17 protein-coding genes are annotated in these 18092 nt (G+C 74.4%); 13 read left to right on the forward strand and 4 right to left on the reverse strand.

Annotated elements, in window-relative coordinates:
- The 6 genes from AWW66_RS34190 to AWW66_RS01955 all read left to right on the forward strand — a co-directional run.
- The coding region (locus AWW66_RS34190; RefSeq protein ID WP_067359566.1) for a hypothetical protein at window positions 1-2028 on the forward strand (2028 nt) is incomplete at its 5' end.
- 25 nt (window positions 2029-2053) lie between these two features.
- The gene (locus tag AWW66_RS01935) at window positions 2054-3028 is read left to right on the forward strand and encodes an alpha/beta fold hydrolase (protein ID WP_067359567.1); all 975 of its coding nucleotides are present in this window, start codon (window positions 2054-2056) and stop codon (window positions 3026-3028) included.
- 184 nt (window positions 3029-3212) lie between these two features.
- Window positions 3213-4130 carry a DUF3152 domain-containing protein gene (locus tag AWW66_RS01940; RefSeq protein ID WP_245647836.1) on the forward strand — a complete coding sequence of 306 codons (918 nt, stop codon included), beginning with the start codon at window positions 3213-3215 and terminating at the stop codon, window positions 4128-4130.
- A 100-nt stretch (window positions 4131-4230) separates the two neighbouring features.
- On the forward strand, window positions 4231-5121 hold the full coding sequence (locus AWW66_RS01945) for a DUF3152 domain-containing protein (protein ID WP_245647839.1): 891 nt from the start codon (window positions 4231-4233) through the stop codon (window positions 5119-5121).
- A gap of 92 nt (window positions 5122-5213) precedes the next feature.
- Window positions 5214-6434, forward strand: coding sequence for an adenylyltransferase/sulfurtransferase MoeZ (moeZ, locus tag AWW66_RS01950; RefSeq protein ID WP_211271815.1), 1221 nt, complete (start codon window positions 5214-5216; stop codon window positions 6432-6434).
- A gap of 106 nt (window positions 6435-6540) precedes the next feature.
- Complete coding sequence (locus AWW66_RS01955; RefSeq protein ID WP_083978161.1) at window positions 6541-7362, forward strand: prenyltransferase/squalene oxidase repeat-containing protein; 822 nt, start codon at window positions 6541-6543, stop codon at window positions 7360-7362.
- Between the two features lie 86 nt (window positions 7363-7448).
- Here AWW66_RS01955 and AWW66_RS01960 read toward each other — a convergent pair whose 3' ends face one another.
- The 3 genes from AWW66_RS01960 to proB all read right to left on the reverse strand — a co-directional run bounded on the left by AWW66_RS01960 (window position 7449) and on the right by proB (window position 11078).
- Window positions 7449-8465: a methyltransferase gene (locus AWW66_RS01960; protein ID WP_067359659.1), complete on the reverse strand. Its 1017-nt coding sequence runs from the start codon at window positions 8463-8465 to the stop codon at window positions 7449-7451.
- Between the two features lie 124 nt (window positions 8466-8589).
- On the reverse strand, window positions 8590-9834 hold the full coding sequence (locus tag AWW66_RS01965) for a glutamate-5-semialdehyde dehydrogenase (RefSeq protein WP_067359569.1): 1245 nt from the start codon (window positions 9832-9834) through the stop codon (window positions 8590-8592).
- A gap of 86 nt (window positions 9835-9920) precedes the next feature.
- Entirely contained in the window at window positions 9921-11078 is a 1158-nt protein-coding gene (gene proB / locus AWW66_RS01970; protein WP_067359570.1) for a glutamate 5-kinase, read from the reverse strand.
- A gap of 13 nt (window positions 11079-11091) precedes the next feature.
- Between proB and AWW66_RS01975 the strand changes: the two genes are divergently transcribed.
- The 4 genes from AWW66_RS01975 to AWW66_RS01990 are packed head-to-tail and all read left to right on the forward strand — an operon-like array spanning window position 11092 to window position 15105.
- Entirely contained in the window at window positions 11092-11412 is a 321-nt protein-coding gene (locus tag AWW66_RS01975; RefSeq protein WP_067359571.1) for an MGMT family protein, read from the forward strand.
- A 27-nt stretch (window positions 11413-11439) separates the two neighbouring features.
- Window positions 11440-12894, forward strand: coding sequence for an MFS transporter (locus AWW66_RS01980; protein ID WP_083978154.1), 1455 nt, complete (start codon window positions 11440-11442; stop codon window positions 12892-12894).
- A complete protein-coding gene (locus AWW66_RS01985; RefSeq protein WP_083978155.1) occupies window positions 12891-14474 on the forward strand; it encodes a pyridoxal phosphate-dependent decarboxylase family protein in 1584 nt (527 codons plus the stop codon). Before AWW66_RS01980 ends, AWW66_RS01985 begins: the two co-directional genes overlap by 4 nt.
- A gap of 52 nt (window positions 14475-14526) precedes the next feature.
- Window positions 14527-15105, forward strand: coding sequence for an NADH-quinone oxidoreductase subunit B (locus AWW66_RS01990; protein ID WP_067359572.1), 579 nt, complete (start codon window positions 14527-14529; stop codon window positions 15103-15105).
- A 440-nt stretch (window positions 15106-15545) separates the two neighbouring features.
- Here AWW66_RS01990 and AWW66_RS01995 read toward each other — a convergent pair whose 3' ends face one another.
- Window positions 15546-15755, reverse strand: a complete 210-nt coding sequence (locus AWW66_RS01995) for a helix-turn-helix transcriptional regulator (protein WP_083978156.1) — start codon at window positions 15753-15755, stop codon at window positions 15546-15548.
- Between the two features lie 273 nt (window positions 15756-16028).
- On the opposite strand from AWW66_RS01995, the gene AWW66_RS36295 reads away from it, so the two are divergent.
- Genes AWW66_RS36295 through AWW66_RS02010 form a run of 3 tightly spaced genes read left to right on the forward strand, consistent with a single transcriptional unit; the run spans window position 16029 to window position 18074 of the window.
- Window positions 16029-16478 carry a hypothetical protein gene (locus AWW66_RS36295; RefSeq protein WP_396890330.1) on the forward strand — a complete coding sequence of 150 codons (450 nt, stop codon included), beginning with the start codon at window positions 16029-16031 and terminating at the stop codon, window positions 16476-16478.
- A complete protein-coding gene (locus AWW66_RS02005; RefSeq protein WP_067359574.1) occupies window positions 16475-16720 on the forward strand; it encodes a flavin reductase in 246 nt (81 codons plus the stop codon). Before AWW66_RS36295 ends, AWW66_RS02005 begins: the two co-directional genes overlap by 4 nt.
- 37 nt (window positions 16721-16757) lie before the next feature.
- A complete protein-coding gene (locus AWW66_RS02010) occupies window positions 16758-18074 on the forward strand; it encodes a DUF2252 domain-containing protein (RefSeq protein WP_067359575.1) in 1317 nt (438 codons plus the stop codon).
- The last annotated feature ends 18 nt before the right edge of the window (window positions 18075-18092 follow it).

An 18092-nucleotide genomic window follows, 5' to 3' on the forward strand; every position in this document is an offset into this window, starting at 1 on the left:
GGGCCGGAGGCCGAGCGGTCGTACCCGGCCGGCCCGGAGGCCGAGCGGTCGTACCCGGCCGGCCCGGAGGCCGAGCGGTCGTACCCGGTCGCTGACGGGGACCGTCCCGGCGCCGACGGCCGGCCGGGCCGGGCGTACGAGCACCGGGGCGCGGGACCCTACGAGCCGGCGGACACCGAGGCGCACCGCCCGTACGAGCAGCCGGCGGAGCCGCACCGGGCGTACGAGCCGGCGGCGACCGAGGCGCACCGTCCCTACGAGCCGGTGCCGGCCGAGCCGCCCCGCCCGTACCAGCCGGCGCGCTCCGAGCCGCCCCGCCCGTACGACCCGCCCCGGTCGGAGTCGGAGCCCTGGTCCGGGTACCCGTCCCTGGCCTCGCGGCTGCGCTCGGTGGAGACCCCGCCGGAGCGGCCGTCCTGGGCGGCCGGTGGGTCGCCGGAGGCCCCGGCCGGGCCGCCGCCCACCGCCGCGACCGACCGGGGGCCGGCCGTCGACCGGCCGGTCCGGCCGTTCCGGCTCCGCCCGGTACCCGACGATCCGGAACCCCTGCCCAGCCGGGACGAGGACCACGCCCCACACGGCGAGGACCGCCCGCTCCGCGACGAACCCGCCCGGCGGACCGCCGGTGCCGGGCCGGACCTGCGCCCGGTGGGCGCGGAGCCGGGACCCCGACCGGTCCCCGGAGAGCCCCGGCCACCCGCCGGGGACGCGACGGGACCGGCCACGACCGAGAAGCCGGAGCGCGCGCCGAACTCGGCCGGCCCGGTGGCCGCCCCCGCCACGAGCGGGATCGGGCGCCTCGACCGCACCCTGTCCGCGCCCGCCCCGGCGAGCGCACCCCCCTACGCGGCCCGTCGATCCGCCCCCGAACCGGCACCCGCGGCCCCGCCGGCCGCCGAGGACCGTACGACGGCGATCCTGCCGCAGCGCGTCCCCGCCGAACCGGACGTGCCCGTCGTGCCGGAGCCGCCTGTCGTGGAGCCCACCGAATCCCCGGAACTCGCCCGGATCGCCACCCACCTGCGGCGGGACGACGAGCCCGCCCCGCCCCGGGACCGGCCGGAGGGGTTCGACGTCAACGCGATCCTCGACGCGGTACGCGGCGTCGCCGGGGTCCGTGACGCGTCGCTGCGCCGTACCCCGGCGGGTGCGCACAGCCTGCGTCTCGACCTCTCCGACGGGGCGGACGCGGCCGAGGTGAGCCGGCACGTGGCCCGCCTGCTCCAGGAACGGATGGGGCTGGCCGCCGCCCCGCAGAACGTGCCGGGAATGCCGGGAATGCCGACCGGTCCGCCGCCTCCGGCGGTCCGGCGGCGCACCGCCGAGCCCCGGTCGCCGGAGGGGCGGGCCGCCGCCCGTACCCCGGACGCCCGCCGCCCGGTCGGACGCGCCGAGGCCGGCGTGGCGCAGGGCGGCGAGCCGGTCGGCCTCGACCAGCCGCGCCGCCGCCGGCAGACCACCGCCCGGGGACGGGCCGGCGTGGAGGAGTCCGCCTCGGTCTCCCCGGCGCTCGGCGGCCCCGCCACCGGGAGCCCCGCCACGGTGGGCGCGTCGTACTCCGGTGGGCAGATGACCACGACGGAGACCGCGCCGTCCCGGCCCCTGGACACCGGTGGGGTGCCGGGGCCCCGGGTGGTCATCGACCACGTCCAGGTGAGCACCTTCGGCCTCGACGCCACCGTGGAGGTACGCCTGCTCGCGGCCGGCGAGAGCGCGGCCGGCCACGCCACCGGCCCGGCGGTGGACGGGTACGTGCTGCGGTTGTGCGCGGTGGCCGCCGCCGCCGCGGTGGACGAGTTGCTGCGCGGCGACGACCGGACCGCCGACCGGGGACGGTGCTTCGTCGAGCACGCGGCGGTGGTGCCGTTCGGCAACTGCGAGGTCGCCACCGTGGTCGTGCTGCTGGTCTGCGACGGCTGGGTCGAGCAGCTCGCCGGCTCGGCGCTGGTCTCCGGCGATCCCCGGCAGGCGGTGGTGCGGGCCACCCTCGCCGCCGTCAACCGTCGGCTGGAGGCACTGCTGGCCTGACCCGTCGCGGGGCAGACTGGAGGGCATGAAGCCTGCCACCCTCTGGCCGGACGACCGGCTGCCCGCGCACCGGCCCCCGCCGCCGTGGCCCGGCCGCCCGGTACGCCTCGACGGCACGGTGACCTATGTCCGGGAGACCCCGGCCACCGGGCCCGGCGCCGAACCGGCGCTGTACCTGCACGGGCTCGGCGGGTCGTCGCAGAACTGGACGGACCTGGCCGGGCTGCTGGCGGACCGGCTCGACGGGCAGGCCATCGACCTGCCCGGGTTCGGGCGCAGCGAGCCGGGGCGGCGGTACACGGTCGCGTCCTTCGCCGATCTGACGGTGCGCTGGATCGAGCACACCGACCGGGGGCCGGTGCACCTGTTCGGCAACTCGCTGGGCGGGGCGGTCGCGGTGCGGGTGGCGGCGCTGCGGCCGGACCTGGTACGCACCCTGACGTTGATCTCCCCGGCGCTGCCCTTCCTCGACTTCCGTCGCTCGTTGCAGGGGCGGATGCTGCCGGTGCTGGCCATCCCGCGCGGTGAGCGGCTGGTCGCCTGGCGGCTGGCCCAACTCGCCCCCGAGGTGATGGCGGAGCAGGTGATAGCGGCGTGCGTGGCCGACCTGAGCCGGATCAGCGAGCAGCGGCGGGCGGAGGCGCTGGAGGAGATCCGGGTCCGGTACGAGGCGGACCACTACGCCGCCGCGTACGTCCGGACGTTCCGGGGCCTGGTCTCCAGTTTCCTGCGGTCGTACCTGCCCGGCCCGGACTCGCTGTGGCGGCTGGCCGGGACGGTGACCGCCCCGACGCTGGTGGTCGGCGGCCGGCAGGACCGGCTGGTCGACGTCCGGGTGGCCCCGCAGACGGCCCGGGCCATCCCGGACAGTCGGCTGTTGATGCTCGACGGGGTCGGTCACGTGGCGCAGGTGGAGGTGCCGCGCACGGTCGCCCGCGCGGTCCTGGGGCTGCTCGGCGAGTCGCAGCGAAGGAGTGGCCGGTCCGACGTGGCACCCTGACCGGGTGCTCTCCGTCACCCGACGTTCCCCCGCTGGACCCGCTCCGACCAGTGGTTCCGTCGCTGGACGGGCGCCGGCCGGTGGTTCCCCCGCTGGACCCGCTCCGACCGGTGCCTTCGTCGCTGGGTCGGTGCCGACCGGTGGTTCCGTCGCGGCCCGGCGGAGCCGCCGGGCACGTGCGCCGGTGCGGCTGGTCGGCCTGACCCTGGCGCTCGGGGCGGCGGTCCTGGTGGTCGTGGACCGGCCCGAGTCGGGTGCCGGGTCGGCCGCGCCCCGCACCGCGACGGCGGAGACCGCCGACGGGTCACCCACGACGGCCCTGCCCCGCCTGCTCTCGGCACCGCTGCCGCCCGCCGGTCCCGGTCCGTCGGGCGGCGATCCCTCCGGGCCGGCCAGCGGGCATCCCGCCGGCCCCTCGGGTGGCGGAGCCACGCCGGGCGGGCCGGGCGCGGGTGCCGCGCCGGGGTTCGTCGCCGCCCAGGACGCCGGGCCCGTGCTGCGGCTGCCCGGCACGGCACCCTCGGCCGGGCGGGGCACCTTCGGGTACGACGGGCGGACCGGGCCGGTCCTCGGCCGCGCCGGTGACCTGCGGCGGTACCGGGTGGCGGTGGAACGCGGGTCCGGCGAGGAGGTGACCGCCTTCGCCGACGCCGTGCACACCGCGCTGGCCGGGCCGGGTAGTTGGGTGGACGGTGGCCGGCTGCGGTTGCGGCAGGTCCCCGGCTCCGGCCCGTACGACTTCACGGTGTACCTGGCCACCGCGCGGACCGCCGGCCGGATGTGCGCGGCGGGCGGGGTGGACATCCGGGTGGGTGGCCGTCCGTACACGTCCTGCCGGGCGGTCGGCAGGGTGATCATCAACCTGGACCGGTGGCGGACCTCGGTGCCGCACTACGTCCGGGCCGAGGTGCCGCTCGCGGTGTACCGGACGTACGTGGTCAACCACGAGGTGGGGCACGAACTGGGGTACCGGCACGAGCGCTGCCCCGGTGCCGGCCGTCCGGCCCCGGTGATGATGCAGCAGACGCTCTTCCTGCGCGGCTGCGTCGCCAACCCGTGGCCGTACCGGGACGGGCGACGGTACGCCGGCCCCCGGCTCTGAAGCCGGCGGAACCGCGACGCCTCCGGGGGATAGTCGAACGATTTTCACGCTTTCGGGCAGAAGGCGGTTCTGTGTCCGAAAGGCGTGTGATGCTGGCGTCGTGGATGACACGTCCCCTTCTGTTGGCCCGACCGGACGCCGCCGCCGGTGGCGGTTCGCGACCCTGCTCGGGGCGGTGCTGCTCGCGGCGGTGGCGCTCACCGGCCCGCTGGCCGGCCCCGACCGCCTGGGGCCGGCCGACCCGACGCCGGAGCACCGCACCGGGCGCGGCCTCGGCGGCGGCGACCGGGACGGCCACGCGGAGCAGGACGGCGATCAGGGCGGCCAAGTTGAGCAGGGCGAGCAGGGCGGCCAGGGCGAGCAGGGCGGCCAGGGCGAGCGGAGCGACCCGGGGGAGCCGACCCCACGGCCGGTGACGCCGACCGTCGGGGCCGGCAGCTTCGCCACCGCCGGGGGCGAGTCGCCGGTGCGGGGCGGCGACGGCCCGGTCCACCGGTACCGGGTGGCCGTCGAGCAGGGCGTGGGCCAGGACGTCGCGGCCTTCGCCGCCACGGTCGACGCGGTGCTGGGTGACCCCCGGAGCTGGATCGCCTCGGGCACCCGGCGGGTGCAGCGGGTCGCCGACCCAGCCGAGGCGGACTTCACCGTCTACCTGGCCACCCCGGTCACCTCGGAACGGATGTGCGCGCTCGGCGGGCTGAGCACCGAGCGGTACACCTCCTGCCGGCTCCCCGGGCAGGTGATCATCAACCTGGCCCGCTGGCTGGAGGCGGTACCGGACTACGGCGCCCCGCTGGCGGACTACCGGGCGTACGTCATCAACCACGAGGTGGGGCACGAGTTCGGCCTCGGGCACGAGACCTGCCCCGGGCCGGGCCGCCCGGCGCCGGTGATGCAGCAGCAGACGTACGGGCTGGACGGGTGTGTCGCCAACGCCTGGCCGTACCTCGACGGGGCGCGGTACGCCGGTGCCCCGGTACCCGGGATCTGAGCTGGCCGGACGGGCCCGGCGGGTTATTCCCGCTCCCGCATGTCGGGCGACGTGTCCCTGCTCATGGCCGAGCCCCGTCCCGGCGAGCAACAATGGCGCGGCACACCCACGCCGATCCCGGGGAGTCCACCGTGTCGTTGCCCCCGCTCGTCGAGCCCGCCGCCGAGCTGACCGTTGACGAGATCCAGCGCTACTCGCGCCACCTGATCATCCCGGATGTCGGGGTGGTGGGGCAGAAGCGGCTGAAGAACGCCCGGGTGCTCTGTGTGGGCGCGGGCGGTCTCGGCTCGCCGGCCCTGCTGTACCTGGCCGCCGCCGGGGTCGGGACGCTCGGCATCATCGACTTCGACACCGTCGACGAGTCCAACCTCCAGCGGCAGATCATCCACGGCGTCTCCGACGTCGGCCGGTCCAAGGCCGAGTCGGCCGCCGCGTCGATCCGCGAGATCAACCCGCTGGTCACCGTCGAGATCCACAACACCGCGCTGGACCGGGAGAACGTCCGGGAGATCTTCTCCCGGTACGACCTGATCGTGGACGGCACCGACAACTTCGCCACCCGGTACATGGTCAACGACGCGGCGGTGCTGCTCGGCAAGCCGTACGTCTGGGGGTCGATCTACCGGTTCGACGGCCAGGCGTCGGTGTTCTGGGCCGAGCACGGCCCCTGCTACCGCTGCCTCTACCCGGAGCCCCCGCCGCCCGGCATGGTCCCCTCCTGCGCCGAGGGTGGCGTGCTCGGCGTGCTCTGCGCCTCCATCGGCTCGATCCAGGTCAACGAGGCGATCAAGCTGCTCGCCGGCATCGGTGAGCCGCTGGTCGGCCGGCTGATGGTCTACGACGCCCTGGAGATGAGCTACCGCAAGATCAAGGTTCGGAAGGACCCGAACTGCGTGCTCTGCGGCGAGAACGCCACCCTGACCGACCTGCTGGAGGACTACGAGGACTTCTGCGGCGCGGTCTCGGTGGAGGCCCAGGAGGCGACGGTCGACTCGACCATCACCGTGGCCGAGCTGAAGGAGTGGCAGGACGCCGGCAAGGACGTCTTCCTGGTCGACGTCCGGGAGCCGAACGAGTACGAGATCGTCTCGATCCCCGGCGCCACGCTGATCCCCAAGGGCGAGATCCTCTCCGGCGAGGCGCTGGCCCGGATCCCGCAGGACAAGCAGGTCGTCCTGCACTGCAAGTCCGGCATCCGGTCCGCCGAGGCGCTCGCCGCGCTGAAGGCCGCCGGGTTCCGGGACGCGGTGCACGTCCAGGGCGGCATCCTGTCCTGGATCAAGCAGATCGATCCGTCCCTGCCCACGTACTGAGACCGGTAGCGGGGCCCGTTCACCGTCGTCGATCCGGTGAACGGGCCTTTGCCGTTCCCACGAGCTACCGAGGCGCGATGACGTTTGCGCCGGTAGCGTGGCCGACGTGGTCGACTTGAACGCCGCAGTGGGGTTCGTCGTGGCGCACGGGGACGTGGTGGACCGTGCCCGGCTCTCCTGGCTGCGCACCGGCACCGCGCCGCCCCCGGACCTGCTCGACAGCGCGGAGGCCGGCCAGAGCCCCGAGGGAGGCTGGCCGGCCGTACGCGACGGCGTCACCGCCTCGGTGGAGGCGACCTGCTTCCGGCTGACCGAACTGGACGACCTCGGCGCGCTCGGCCGTCCGGCCGCCCGCCGGGCCCTGGACTGGCTGGCCGCCCGGCAACTGCCCGACGGCTGCTGGGAGGAGGACCCGGCGCTGGCCGACGCCGCCCCCGAGTGGGCCCGGCCGGGCGATCCCGAGGCCCGGCTCTACCTGACCGCCGACGCCGCCTTCTGGCTGACCGTGGCCGGGCTGGACGCGCGGGCCGCCGGGCCGCTCGACGACCGGGTCGGCGGCGCGTACGCCGGGGTGGTGCAGGCCGCCGCCCAGGCCCTCGCCGGCCGGCTCGCGCCCGACGGCAGTTGGCCGTCGTACCTGGCCGCCGGCTGGCTCAGCGCGGCCGTGCTGTACCGCCAACGGATGGTCGACGAGGCGGCCCGGATCCGGGCGGCGCTCGCGGAACGGCTGCCGGGGATGTCCCCGGCCGACGTCGCCTGGATGGCCGCCACCCTGCGCCGGGTCGGCCTCGACGACCTGGACTGGTTGCTCGTCGCGGCCCGTCGCCGGCTCGGCGAGACCCAGCGCGCCGACGGTGGCTGGGAGAGCGACGACGGCCACCACTTCGACGTGCACACCACCCTGGCCGTCCTCCGCGCCTGCCGCTGACCGGGCCGGGGCGTGCCGGTGGGGGCCGTCAGGGGCCCGGCGAAAGGACCGGACCCCTGACGGGTGCTCGCCGGTGTGCCGGGGGCTCAGGGGCGGCGGGCCACCACCGCGCCGTTGGCCCCCGGCGCGTCGAACCAGATCGTGCGGACGTCGGTGAAGCCGGCGTCGGTGAGCCACGCGCCGTACTCGGCACCGGAGTAGTTCCGGCCGCCCTCCGTCTCGACCAGCATGTTCATCCCCATCAGGGCGGCTGACGCCGGCCCGGTCCGCTCGTCGTTGAGCAGCAGTTCGGAGATGACGATCGCCCCGCCGGGCGGCAGGGCGGCGTGGCACGTGGCGAGGATCGACCGGTTCTGCGCCTCGTCCCAGTCGTGCAGGATCATGCTGAGCAGGATCACGTCGTGGCCGTCCGGCAGCGCCGGGTCGGTGAGGAAGTTCCCGCCGACGGTACCGATCCGGTCGGTGAGGCCGGCTGCGGAGATCTTGGCCTCGGCGAGCGCGCCGACGTGCGGCAGGTCGAAGATGGTCGCCCGCAGTTGCGGGTACCGCCGGCACAGCTCGATCGGGAAGGCGCCGGCGCCGCCGCCCACGTCGAGCAGCCGCTGGTGCGCGCCGAAGTCGTACGCCTCGCCGAGCGCCCGCGCGGTGAAGCTGGAGGTGGAGTACATCGCCTCCCAGAACAGCGCCAGCATGCCCTCGTCGACGTCGCTGAACAGGGAGTCCTGGCTGGCCGGGTCCCAGGTGAGCGGCTTGTCGGTGCGCAGCGCCTCGGTGACCCGGTGCCAGGGCAGGTAGGTGCGCTCGTCGCAGTAGCGCACCTGCCCGCCGAAGTAGTGCGGCTGCCCCGGGACGAGGAAGCGTTCGGCCAGTTCGGTGTTGCGGTACCCGTCGCCGGACCGCTCCAGCAGGCCCAGCGAGGCGCACGCGGCGAGCAGCAGGTCGGCGGGGCGCTCGGGGATGCCGAGTTCCTGCTCGGCCTGCTGGCGGGTGATCACACGTTGCCCGGCGAGGCGGCCGAAGAGGTCGAGTTCCACGGCGGCGGCGAGTGTCTTGAAGGCCCAGTAACCGGTCACGATGCCCATGAGGGGCGTGGGGGTGATCATCGCCATATTTGATCATCAAATGCCGCGAAAAGGTGTCGGCGAATTGACAGCGCTCGGGCTGTTGTTCGGGTAAGGGCGTCGGGCGGGGGTGGCGCAGCCGAACCGCCCCCGCCCCGGCTGCGGCTCAGCCGCGCAGGTGGCCGTCGCCGGTGACGACGTACTTGGTGCTGGTCAGCTCCGGCAGGCCCATCGGACCCCGGGCGTGCAGCTTCTGCGTGGAGATGCCGATTTCGGCGCCGAAGCCGAACTCCCCGCCGTCGGTGAACCGGGTCGAGGCGTTCACCATCACCGCCGCCGAGTCGACCCGGGCCACGAACTCCCGGGCCGCCGACTGCGAGTCGGTGACGATCGCCTCGGTGTGCCCGGTGCCGTACCGGTTGACGTGGGCGATGGCGGCGTCGAGCGAGTCGACGACGGCGACCGCGATGTCGGCGGAGAGGTACTCGGTGCCGTAGTCCTCCTCGGTGGCGGCGACCACCGCGTCGGAGTGGGCGGCCACCCGCTCGTCGCCGTGCACGGTGACCCCGGCCTCGGCGAACGCGGCCAGCACCGCCGGCAGGAAGGCGTCGGCGACGTCGGCGTGCACCAGCAGGGACTCGGCCGTGTTGCAGGTCGACAGCCGCTGGGTCTTGGCGTTCAGGGTGATCGCGACCGCCTTGGCCAGGTCGGCGGCGGCGTCCACGTACACGTGACAGTTGCCCACCCCGGTCTCGATCACCGGCACCGTCGACTCCTCGACCACGGTGCGGATCAGCGACGCCCCGCCGCGCGGGATCAGCACGTCGACCAGGCCCCGGGACCGCATCAGCTCCTTGACCGAGTCCCGGCTGGAGGCGTCGAGCAACTGCACCGCGTCGGCCGGCAACCCGGCCCCGGCGACCGCGTCGCGCAGCGCCGCGACCAGCGCCGCGTTCGAGTGCGCCGCCGAGGAGGAGCCGCGCAGCAGCGCCGCGTTGCCCGACTTGAGGCAGATCCCGGCGGCGTCCACGGTCACGTTCGGGCGGGCCTCGTAGATGATCCCGACCACCCCGAACGGCACCCGGATCTGCCGCAGCTCCAGCCCGTTCGGCAGGGTCGAGCCCCGGAGCACCTCGCCGACCGGGTCGGGCAGGGCGGCCATCTGCCGCAGCGCCTCGGCAATCCCGGCGACCCGGCCCTCGTCCAGCTTCAGCCGGTCCAGGATGGCCGCGGAGAGGCCGGCCTCGCGCCCGGCCGCCAGGTCCGTCGCGTTCGCGGTCAGGATCTCCGGGGTACGCGCCACCAGGGCGTCGGCCATCGCGTGCAGCGCGGCGTCCTTGGTGGTACGGGTCGCGACGGCCAGCGCGCCGGCCGCCTCCCGGGCCCGCCGGGCCTGCTCCGTGACGCTCATCCTGCACTCCTCAACGTGTTCATCGGGGGGACGGGTGTTAGGAGGGGGCCCCTGTACAACAGAATGCGTTAACAAGGGGCCCTTCCTTACAGCAGTACCAGGTCGTCGCGGTGGACGACCTCGCGCTCGTACGCCGGGCCGAGGGCGGCGGCGAGGTCGGCGGTGGAGCGGCCGAGCAGGCCGGGCAACTCGATCGCGTCGTAGTTGACCAGGCCCCGGGCGACCGGGGCGCCGGAGGTGTCCACCAGGTCGACCGGGTCGCCGGCGGTGAACGCCCCGTCCACGGCGGTGATCCCGGCGGGCAACAGGGACTTGCGCCGGCCGACCACGGCCTGCACCGCCCCGGGGTCCAGGTGCAGCCGGCCCCGGGGACTGGTGGCGTGGGCCAGCCAGAAGAGGCGGGCGGTGGGGCGCTGGCGGACCGGGTGGAAGAGGGTGCCGACCGGCTCGCCGGCCAGCGCGGCCGGGGCCAGCGGCGCGGCGGTGAGCACCACCGGGATGCCGAAGCCGGTGGCGATCCGGGCCGCCTCGACCTTGGTGACCATGCCGCCGGTGCCGACGCCGGCCCGGCCCGCGCCGCCGATGCTGACCCCGGCCAGGTCCTGCTCGTCGCGGACCTCGGCGATCCGGGTCGACTCGGGCCGGGTCGGGTCGCCGGTCCAGAGGGCGTCGACGTCGGAGAGGAGCACCAGCAGGTCGGCGTGGACCAGGGCGGCGACCAGGGCGGCCAGCCGGTCGTTGTCGCCGAAGCGGATCTCCTCGGTGGCGACCGTGTCGTTCTCGTTGACGATCGGCACCGCCCGTAGGTCGAGCAGCTTGCGCAGGGTCCGGTACGCGTTGCGGTAGTGCGCCCGCCGGGTCACGTCGTCGACGGTGAGCAGCACCTGACCGACGGTCAACCCGTGCCGGGCGAAGCTGGCCGCGTACCGGCCGATCAGCAGGCCCTGCCCGACGCTGGCGGCGGCCTGCTGGGTGGCCAGGTCACGCGGTCGGCGGGGCAGGCCGAGCGGGGCGAGCCCGGCGGCGATCGCGCCGGAGGAGACCAGGACCACCTCGCGCCCCTGGGCGGCCAGCGCGCCGAGCGCGTCGACCAGGGCCTCCACCCGCTCATCGGCCAGCCCACCCGACGTCGTGGTCAACGAGGATGATCCGATCTTGACGACGATCCGCCGGGCCGTCGTGACTGCTTCCCGCACCCGCCCATTCTGCGTGGTGGCTGTCGGCGCGCCGGCTCGGGTTCCCATATCGTGGCCGGTCGTGACCCCTGAGGAGTACGTGGAGGCGGTGCTCGACCTCGTCGAGCGGATCCCGCCGGGACGGGTGATGTCGTACGGCGCGGTGGCCGACGCCCTCGCCGACCGGTCCGGGCGGAACTCGGCCCGACTGGTCGGCTCGATCATGGCCCGGTACGGCAGCGCGGTGCCCTGGCACCGGGTGGTCACCTCGGCGGGGCGGCTGCCGCCGGGTCACGAGGTGCGGGCGCGGGCCCTGCTGCGGGCGGAGCGCACCCCGCTGCGGGGGGACCGGGTGGACATCGCGGCGGCCTGCTGGACGCCCGATCCGGAGGATGTGACGTAGCCCATAACATGAGTAAGATTCGGGACCATGCATGCGCCGCCGGTCCGATCCGGCCCACCCGCCGCAGCCCCCGGCGCGGGGCCGCTGCCCCGGCAGGTGCACGCCGGGTACGCCCTCGGCTCGCTGGCCACCGGCGCCTTCGGCACGGTCCCGGGCCTGCTCCTGCTGCCGTACCTGACCGACACCCTGGGCACCGCGGCCGGCGTGGCCGCGCTGCTGGTGCTCGGGCCGAAGGCGTGGGACGTGCTGCTCAACCCGGTGGTCGGGCGGCTCAGCGACCGGACCCGCTCCCGCTGGGGCGCCCGCCGGCCGTACCTGCTGGTCGGTGGGCTGGCGCTGGCGCTCTGCTTCGCCGCGATCTTCGCCGGCCCGTTCGGCACCGGCCCGGCCGCCGGGGCGTACGTGGCGCTGGCGTTCCTCGCCACCGCCACCGCGTTCGCCTTCTTCCAGGTGCCGTACGTGGCGATGCCGGCCGAACTGACCGGCGACTACGCCGAACGTACCCGGCTGATGACCTGGCGGATCGCGGTCCTCGCGCTGGCCATCCTGGTCTCCGGCGCGCTCGCCCCGATGGTGGTCACCGCCGGCGGCGACGGGCTGGCCGGATACCGCTGGATGGGGCTCTTCGTCGCCGGCCTGATCGCGGTCGGCGCCCTCGGCGCGTTCCTCGGCACCCGGTCCGCGCCGACCGGCGCCGTCGCGGAGAGCGAGCCGACGCTGCGCGCCCAACTGGCGGTGGCCGGCCAGGCCCGCGCGTTCCGGGCGCTGCTGCTCTGCTTCGTGATCCAGTCCGTCGGGGTGGCGACCATCCTGGCCGGGGTCAACTACTTCGCCGGGCACATCCTGCGCGACCCGGACACCGGGCCCACCGTCCTGTTCGCCTGCTTCGTCGGCCCGGCGCTGCTGGTCATGCCGCTGTGGAGCCGGGTGGGCGCCCGGCTGGGCAAGCTCACCGGCCTGGTCCTCGCCTCGCTGATCTTCGCGGTGGGGGCGTTCGCGCTGGTCGCCGCGCCGGTGCTGCCGGCGGTGGCGACCTACGCGGTGGTCGCGCTGATCGGCTGCGGGTACGCCGGCCAGCAGGTCTTCGCGCTGGCCATGCTGCCGGACTGCATCGCGTACGACACCGCGCGCACCGGGCGGCGGCAGGCCGGCGTCTTCACCGGCCTGTGGACGGCGGGGGAGACCCTGGGCCTGGCCCTCGGCCCCGGCCTGTACGGCCTGGTGCTCCAGCTCTCCGGGTACGTGTCGTCGTCCACCGGCCCGGTGGCGCAGTCCGACCCGGCCCGCCTCGGCATCCTGCTCGGCTTCACCGTGCTTCCCGCGCTCCTGGTCGGCCCGGCCGTCCTCCTGCTGCGGGGTTACCACCTGACCCCGACGGACGTTGATTTTACCCCGACCGACGTTGATTTCACCCCGGCCGACGTTGATTTCACCCCGGCCGACGTTGAGCAGGCGGCCGGCCACGGGAAGGGCGATGCATGAGCGAGCAGGGCGGGGCGGCCGTGCGGGCCGACACCGAGCACGGTGCGGCGTGGCCGGAGGACGACCAGCGCGGCGCGGGCGGGGCGGCGACGGGTGACGGGGAGCGGTCGGCGCTGCCGGCGCACGGGCTGCCCGCCGACCGGGTGCTGGCCGAGGTGCGTGCGCTGCGCACGGCGGACCGGGCCACCCACGGCGGCCGGCTCTTCGCCTACGTCTACGACCCGGCGGTACCCGGGCTGGACGAGCTGGCCGCCGCCGCGCACGCGGCCAGCGCGCACGTCAACGGCCTCGACCCGACCGCCTTCCCGTCCCTGCTGGCGATGGAGAACGCGCTGGTCGGCGCGGCGGCCCGGCTGCTCGGCGGCGGCCCCGGCACGACCGCCCCGGACGTCGTCGGCAGCGTCACCAGCGGCGGCACCGAGTCGCTGATCCTGGCCGTGAAGGCGGCCCGGGACGCCCGGCCCGACGTGGCCGCGCCCCGGCTGCTGGTGCCGGTCACCGCGCACGCCGCGTTCGCCAAGGCGGCGCACTACCTGCGGCTGGACCTGGACACGGTGCCGGTGTCGCCGCGGACGCTGCGTTCGGACCCGGCCGACGTGGCCGCCGCGATCCGCCCGGAGACCGTCCTGGTGGCCTGCTCCGCCCCCTCGTACGCGCACGGCGTCGTCGACCCGGTTGAGGCGGTCGCGGCGGTCGCCGCGCGGCGGGGGGTACGGTGCCACGTGGACGCCTGCTTCGGCGGCTGGACCCTGCCGTACCTGCGTCGCCTCGGCGCGCCGGTGCCCCCGTTCGACTTCGGCGTCGACGGGGTCACCTCGATCTCGGTGGACCTGCACAAGTACGCGTACGCCCCGAAGGGGGTCTCGGTGCTGCTCCACCGGGACGCGGCGCTGCGCGCCCCGCAGTACTTCGCCTTCGCCGGCTGGCCCGGGTACACCATGGTCAACCCGGTGATCTCCTCCACCCGCTCCGGCGGCCCGATCGCCGCCGCGTACGCCACCCTGCGCCACCTCGGCGACGACGGGTACCTGGCGCTCGCGGAGCGGACCCGCGCGGCGGTGGCCGGGCTGGCCGACGCGGTCCGGGGCGTCGACGGGCTGCGGCTGCTGGCCGAGCCGGAGTCCACCGTCGTCTGCTTCACCGGCACCGACCCGACACTGGACCTGTTCACCCTGGTCGACGAGCTGACCGCGCGCGGCTGGCACACCCAACCCCAGTTCCGGTACGGCGACCTGCCGGCCAGCGTCCACCTGACGGTCACCGCGGCGGTGGCCCCGACGGTGCCCGCCTTCGGCCCGGACCTGGCCGACGCGGTGGCGGCGGCACGGGCCGCCGGCCCGGTCCGGCTCCCCGCCGACCTGCTCGCCCTCGTCGGCACGCTCACCCCGGACGCGCTCACCCCCGACCTGCTCGCCGCGCTCGCCACCGGCCTCGGCCTGGGCGGCGGGGCGGGTGGGGCCGGGGCGGTCCTGCCGGAGCGGATGGCCACGGTGAACACGCTGCTCGACGCGGCCCCGCCCGCGCTGCGGGAACGACTCCTGGCCGGCTTCGTCGGCCTGCTGCAACGCCCGACCTACTGACCGCGTTGGTTGTGGTTCACTGTCGGGCGGGGAGAGTAGAGGGGGTGGGTCCGTGCAACTGCCGCAGGTGCTCGGCGAGCCGATCCGGTTCGTGCTGAACTGGGGTCGCCGCTACTCGCTCTGGGTGTTCAACTTCGGCCTGGCCTGCTGCGCCATCGAGTTCATCGCGACCAGCATGGGCCGCCACGACTTCATCCGGCTCGGCGTGATCCCGTTCGCCCACGGCCCCCGCCAGGCCGACCTGATGGTGGTCTCCGGGACGGTCACCGACAAGATGGCCCCGGCGATCAAGCGGCTCTACGACCAGATGCCCGAGCCGAAGTACGTCATCTCGTTCGGCGCCTGCTCCAACTGCGGCGGCCCCTACTGGGACTCGTACTCGGTGACCAAGGGTGTCGACCAGCTCATCCCGGTGGACGTCTACGTCCCCGGCTGCCCGCCCCGGCCGGAGGCGCTGCTGCACGGCATCCTCCGCCTCCAGGAGAAGATCGCCGCCGAGCAGTCCGGCCTCGGCGGGGTGGCCCGCCCCGACCAGCTCGCCCCGACGGCCGACGTCAGCGCGGTGGAGGCGGCCCCGCCCCGCCCCGTCGACTCCCTCACCGCCCCACCGGTCCGCCCCCCGACCAGCTAGCGGTCGTCACCTGTGACACCGAGCGGCGTTCAAGCGTCCGCTCACGTCACAACTGTGGGCGCAACTTTCAGGGAAATCGCCCCCACCAACACCCCGAGACCACAACGACAACGAAGTAGTCCTCGCCAACCTGTGCGTCTGCGGGTCGAGTGACGCTGCGCAGGGGCGAAAACGGCTTTATCGGCGCAATGCGCCCCTCGTTGGCCTGCCAGATCGCGTCAGTAGAAGACCTTGGAAGATTTCGGCCCCCGGAGGGGCCGTTTCGTTCCAAGATCTCTTAGGGTCGACCTCAATTTGCCAAGGGCCCACTCAAAAGACCTGACCGGCAGAAAGGCTGCCTTGCTCCTTTGTGCCCGAAAGGCTCCTGCCTTCCGGGCGTTTTAGGGCGGGCTGGAGGTCCGCCCGTGTCGGTGTCGACGGTCGGGTGGGCTCTTCGTGGATCAGGTGTCGCCTTCGGTGTCGGCGAGTTCGCGGCGGTGTTCGGTGATCCAGCGCTCGACGTCGTCCGCGAGCCACACCTTGCCCTGCGCCAGTTCGGCGACCGGCTCGGGGAAGTTTCGGCGCATTGTCAACTCGTAGACGCGCTGCCGGCTGATCCCGCCCAGGCGCACGCGGATCTCGTGTGTGCCCATCAGTCGAAGCCGCGTCATGGCCTGACGTTAGAAAGACGACCGCCGGTCGTGTGTCAACCTGTCAAGCGACCACCCGTCGTGAGTACTTGACGCACGACTAGTCCTAAGTGATGCTGAGGTCATGCGAACGAACCAACACTCACCGCTCGTCCCGATCGGTCCCGCCCACCGGCGGACGTGGCGGTCGTTCTGGCGGCGCTGCTCGTGTGGCCTGCTGGCGCCGTGCCCGGATCGGTTCAGCTCGTGGTCGATCGGGCGGGCGCCGGTCCGGCGTCGGAACGGGGGCCGCTGGTGACGGCAGAGCGCCCGATCAAAGGCGGCGACCTGCTGCACCTGACCCGCGCCGCGAGCGTGCAGTTCGTCCGGCCGATCGTGGTACGGGTGATCCGGCATCTGGCCGACCGGCACACGTACCACGGTTGGACCTGGATCGAGGGGTACGAGCTGGACGCCCGGGGCGAGGCGGTCGCCAAGCGTGAGCTGTACGTGTTGCGGGAGGGGTTGCGGTGGCTCACCCCCGGGCCGCCCGCCCCGGTGGCCCGCCGCCCGGCCCGGAGCCCTCGCGGCGCTCAGGAAGCCCAGACTGCTCAGGCTGCCCGGCGTGCCGGGGGTGCTCAGGGTGTCGGGGGTGCTCAGGGTGCCCGGGGCGCACAGCGCCCGCAGGGTGCTCGAGAGGCTGCTCGTGGGGGTGCTCGGGAGGCTGCGCGGGAGGGTGCGCGTGGCGTGCGGCTGCCGGGATGAGGCGGCGGGAGCACCTGCCGAGCCGGCCCACCTGGCGCTGCCGGGCCTGCGGAATTGCCTGGCCGTGCTCGGCGGCGAAGCTGCGCCTGCTCGGCGAGTACCGGAACGACCGGGTGGCGTTGGCGGCTCACCTGGCTGCGCTCCAGATCGAGGCCGCCGGGCACCTCACCCCACCCGACGGGGGTGCTCCGCCGGGCGACCTGACCGAGCGCTTCGTCGGCTGGACGCGCCCTGCGGGCTGACGGGCGCGGTGGCGCGTGGGGGCTAACCTTGCCGGCCATGAACCAGTCTGCGGATCAACGGTCCGCCCACATCATCGACGTCCTCATCGAGGAATTCGGCACGTCGATGGCGCTCGATCCGGCGGCGTTCCGGCGCAAGTTCCGGAAGATGGCCGCCTCGCCGTTCGCGTTCTACCGGGGCAGCGCCGCGCTGTTCTACGCCGACCAGCGCGGCGACTTCGCCGACGACCGGTTCCTCGACGACCGGACCAGCCGGGTGTGGATCCACGGTGACCTGCACGCGGAGAACTTCGGCACGTACATGAACGCCGACGGGCACCTGGTGTTCAACGTCAACGACTTCGACGAGGCGTACGTCGGGCCGTTCACCTGGGACCTCAAGCGGTTCGCCGCCAGCGTGGCCCTGATCGGGTACGCCAAGGCGCTCTCCGACCAGGCGATCAGCGACCTGGTCACCGGGTTCGCCGAGGCGTACCTGACCGAGCTGGGGGCCATCGCGCACGGCGGGGACGACGCGATCGGCTCGATCACCCTGGACAACGCCGACGGCGTGCTGCGCCGGGTGCTCCAGGAGGCCCGGCTCAACACCCGGGTCGACCTGCTCAAGCAGCAGACCACGATCGACAACTACGAGCGCCGGTTCACCCTGCGCGACGGGGTCTTCGAGATCGACGCGGACACCCGCAAGAAGGTCTGCGCCGCCTTCGAGGACTACCTCGGCACGCTGCCCCCCTCCAGCGCCCAGCTCCGCCCGGTCGCCACCCACATCAAGGACGTGGTGCTGCGCAAGGGCGTGGGCATCGGCTCGGCCGGGCTGCCCTCGTACAACCTCCTGCTGGAGGGGCACACCGAGGCGCTGGAGAACGACGTCGTCATCTACATGAAGCAGGCCCAGGTGCCCGCCGTGGCCCGGCACGTCACCGACCAGGGAGTCCGCGAGTACTTCCGGCACCAGGGCCACCGGACGGCCGAGTCGCAGCGCGCGTTGCAGGCGCACGCCGACCCGTGGCTGGGCTACACCGAGCTGGACGGGGTGGGTCAGCTCGTCGCCGAGGTCTCCCCGTACGCGGCCGACCTGGACTGGGCCGACGTCAACGAGCCCGAGGAGCTGGCCGGGGTGCTGGCCGACCTGGGCCGGGCGGTGGCCCGGATGCACTCGGTCGCCGACGACGAGTCCAGCCACGACCTGGTCGACTACTCGACCGAGGAGGCGATCGTAACGGCGGTGGAGGCCGACCACGCCGGCTTCGTCGGGCACCTGGTGGAGTTCGCCCACGCGTACGGCCTACGGGCCCGCGAGGACCACCAGCTCTTCGTCGACGTGTTCCGCAACGGCCGCCTCCCCGGCATCTGACCCCGGTGCAAGGAAGGG

The sequence above is a fragment of the Micromonospora rosaria genome, from assembly GCF_001567585.1.
GTDB classification, from domain to species: Bacteria; Actinomycetota; Actinomycetes; order Mycobacteriales; family Micromonosporaceae; genus Micromonospora; species Micromonospora rosaria.